The sequence below is a fragment of the Pseudomonas sp. TNT3 genome (assembly GCF_010095445.2).
Taxonomy (GTDB): Bacteria; Pseudomonadota; Gammaproteobacteria; order Pseudomonadales; family Pseudomonadaceae; genus Aquipseudomonas.
Window position 1 is genome coordinate 1 of record NZ_WFGV02000121.1, and the last position, 2,643, is coordinate 2,643.

The 2,643-nt window shown below is 60.3% G+C and carries 4 protein-coding genes; 3 read left to right on the top strand and 1 reads right to left on the bottom strand.

Annotation, left to right across the window (positions count from 1 at the left end; genetic code table 11):
* Positions 1-323 precede the first annotated feature (323 nt).
* Genes GBC55_RS29590 through GBC55_RS29600 form a run of 3 tightly spaced genes read left to right on the top strand, consistent with a single transcriptional unit; the run spans position 324 to position 1,920 of the window.
* A complete protein-coding gene (locus GBC55_RS29590) occupies positions 324-758 on the top strand; it encodes an NUDIX domain-containing protein (protein ID WP_162441197.1) in 435 nt (144 codons plus the stop codon).
* Between the two features lie 23 nt (positions 759-781).
* A complete protein-coding gene (locus GBC55_RS29595; protein ID WP_162441198.1) occupies positions 782-1,420 on the top strand; it encodes a LysE family translocator in 639 nt (212 codons plus the stop codon).
* 2 nt (positions 1,421-1,422) lie between these two features.
* Positions 1,423-1,920, top strand: a complete 498-nt coding sequence (locus tag GBC55_RS29600; protein WP_162441200.1) for a GNAT family N-acetyltransferase — start codon at positions 1,423-1,425, stop codon at positions 1,918-1,920.
* A 41-nt stretch (positions 1,921-1,961) separates the two neighbouring features.
* On the opposite strand, the gene metR is transcribed toward GBC55_RS29600, so the two are convergent.
* The coding region (gene metR / locus GBC55_RS29605) for a transcriptional regulator MetR (RefSeq protein WP_247267072.1) at positions 1,962-2,643 on the bottom strand (682 nt) is incomplete at its 5' end.

The window sequence follows — 2,643 nt, forward strand, 5'->3', positions numbered from 1 at the left end:
CCGCCGCGATCGGCCATCCATGGCCGTGCGCGGCTAACCCGGCATCCATGCCGGGTTGCCCACTGCGCAGAACCTGCGCTCGGCCTTCCGAGGGGGCAAGAAGATCAAAAGCAGATCAAAAGCCAAAACGAGGCGGCCTGATAGCCGACCTACTGCTTGAGGCCTGTGCGTTTCCCTTTGGGAGCTGAGCTTGCTCGCGATGGCGGATTGATAGCCGACAGGTGTGTTCCACATATTCACGGATCAAATTGTGGGGGCTGGGATGACGCCGTACGGAAACTCATGTGATCCTTGCCTCTTTTACCCAAGGACGATCCTGTTTCATGACCCTTTCATCCGCCACTTCACCCCGTCTCATTCACATCGCCGCAGCCCTGGTGATTGATCCTCGCGGTCGCACGTTGCTGGTTCGCAAGCGCGGGACCGAGGCGTTCATGCAGCCTGGCGGCAAGATCGAGCCCCATGAGCAACCGGTCCACGCCCTGGCTCGTGAGCTGGAGGAAGAACTGGGACTGGTCATCGATCCCGCGCACGCCACTTTTCTCGGCCAATTCAGCGCCCCGGCCGCCAACGAGCCAGGGTTTGTGGTGCAGGCGGAACTCTTTCTGCTGACCATTGATTCAGACGTATCGCCTGCAGCTGAGATCGAAGAGGTTGTCTGGATCGACCCGGCCACCGACGGCGAACTCACGCTGGCACCATTGACACGAGACCTGATCCTGCCGTTTTATCGAGCTTCGCTGACGGCTACTGCCTGATCTTTTACGGACGAAGACTTGCCATGATTCCCCTTCAAGACCTATTGATTTTCGCCGCTGCAGCCTTGCTGATGGTGCTGACGCCCGGGCCGAACATGATCTACCTGATCTCCCGTTCGATCTGCCAGGGACGCAAGGCGGGCGTGACGTCATTGCTGGGTGTGGTCGCGGGTTTTTTTGTGCACCTGTTCGCGGCGGCCGCGGGTTTGACTGCGGTGTTCCTGGCGGTGCCAATGGCCTATGAAGTGTTGAAATGGGCGGGGGCGTTGTACCTGATGTGGCTGGCGTGGCAGGCGGTCAGACCGGGGGCGCGGTCGCCGTTCGAAGCACAGCAGTTACCGCCGGACTCGGCGCGCAAGCTGATCACCATGGGGTTTCTGACCAGTGCCCTGAATCCCAAGATCGCCGTGTTTTACCTGTCGGTGTTCCCGCAGTTCATCACGCCTGAGCATGGCTCGGTGTTTACCCAGAGCATCATCCTCGGCCTGACCCAGATCAGCGTCAGTTTCTGCGTCAATCTGTTGATCGCCGTGTTTGCCGCGGGTATCGCCTCCTGGTTCGTCAACAACCCGACGTGGCTGGCGGTGCAGCGTTATTTCATGGGATTTGTGTTGGCTGCGCTGGCGGTGCGGCTGATGCTTGAGCAACGAAGAGCGGCTTGACCATGTGGATTGAGCGGCTGGATGCCAGCCATGCCCTGGATTATCGGGCGCTGATGCTTGAAGCCTATGACTTGCACCCTCAGGCGTTTACTTCCAGTGTGCGAGAGCGCGCGGCAATGCCGTTGAGTTGGTGGGAATCGCGTTTGAGCAACAAGCTGGACGTGGTGTTTGGTGCCTTTGAAAACGGCGGGTTGGCGGGCATTGTCGGGCTGGCCTTCGAGCCTCGGGAAAAAGCCCGGCACAAGGTGACATTGTTTGGCATGTACGTGTCCGGCAAGGCTCGTCAGCGCGGGCTGGGTTACACGCTGGTGCAAGCCGCGCTGACTGAAGCGCAGAACCATCAGGGTTTGCGCTTGGTTCAGCTGACCGCCACCGCTGGCAATGAAGCAGCGTTCAGGTTGTATCAGCGCTGCGGCTTCATCCAGTACGGCCTCGAGCCCATGGCCGTGCGCGTGGGCGAGGACTACTTCGACAAGATTCATATGTGGCGTGAGCTCTAAAGATCACCAACATCCCCTCACCACAGTTGATTGCATTCCAGTCAGCGAACTGCGCTAACGCCATCCAGCGTCGAGAATGACGTATCTTTCGCCGTCAGCAGAAAGTCGCGCATGTACGGCGCATCCAGCATGTCGGCGCGAATCCCGGCGTACAAGGTCGCAAACAATCCCTTCTCACCCAGTCGCTTGGCCTTCACATAACCCCGTGAGCTGTATTCATGCAGCGCCCAATGGGGCATGCCGCAAACCCCACGGCCGCTGGCCACCAATTGCATCATCATCACCGTCAGTTCCGAGGTGCGGACCTGGGCCGGTTCGATGTCGGCGGGTTCCAGGAAGCGGGTGAAGATGTCCAGCCGGTCACGCTCGACCGGGTAGGTGATCAGGGTTTCTGTCACCAGATCTTCCGGGACGATGTAGGCCTTGTTCGCCAGACGGTGCTGGTTGGCGACCGCAAGCATGGCTTCGTAAGTAAACAGCGGCACGTAGGTGATGCCGGCCAGCTCCAGGGGATCGGACGTCACCACCAGATCCAGATCGCCACGGGCCAGGGCCGGCAGCGGGGCGAAGGAGAAACCTGAAGCCAGGTCCAGCTCGACTTCCGGCCAGGCATCGCGGAACTGGTCGATGGTCGGCATCAACCACTGAAAGCAGCTGTGGCACTCGATCGCCATGTGCAAACGCCCGGCAGTGCCGCCGGCCAGCCGCGCGATGTCGCGCTCG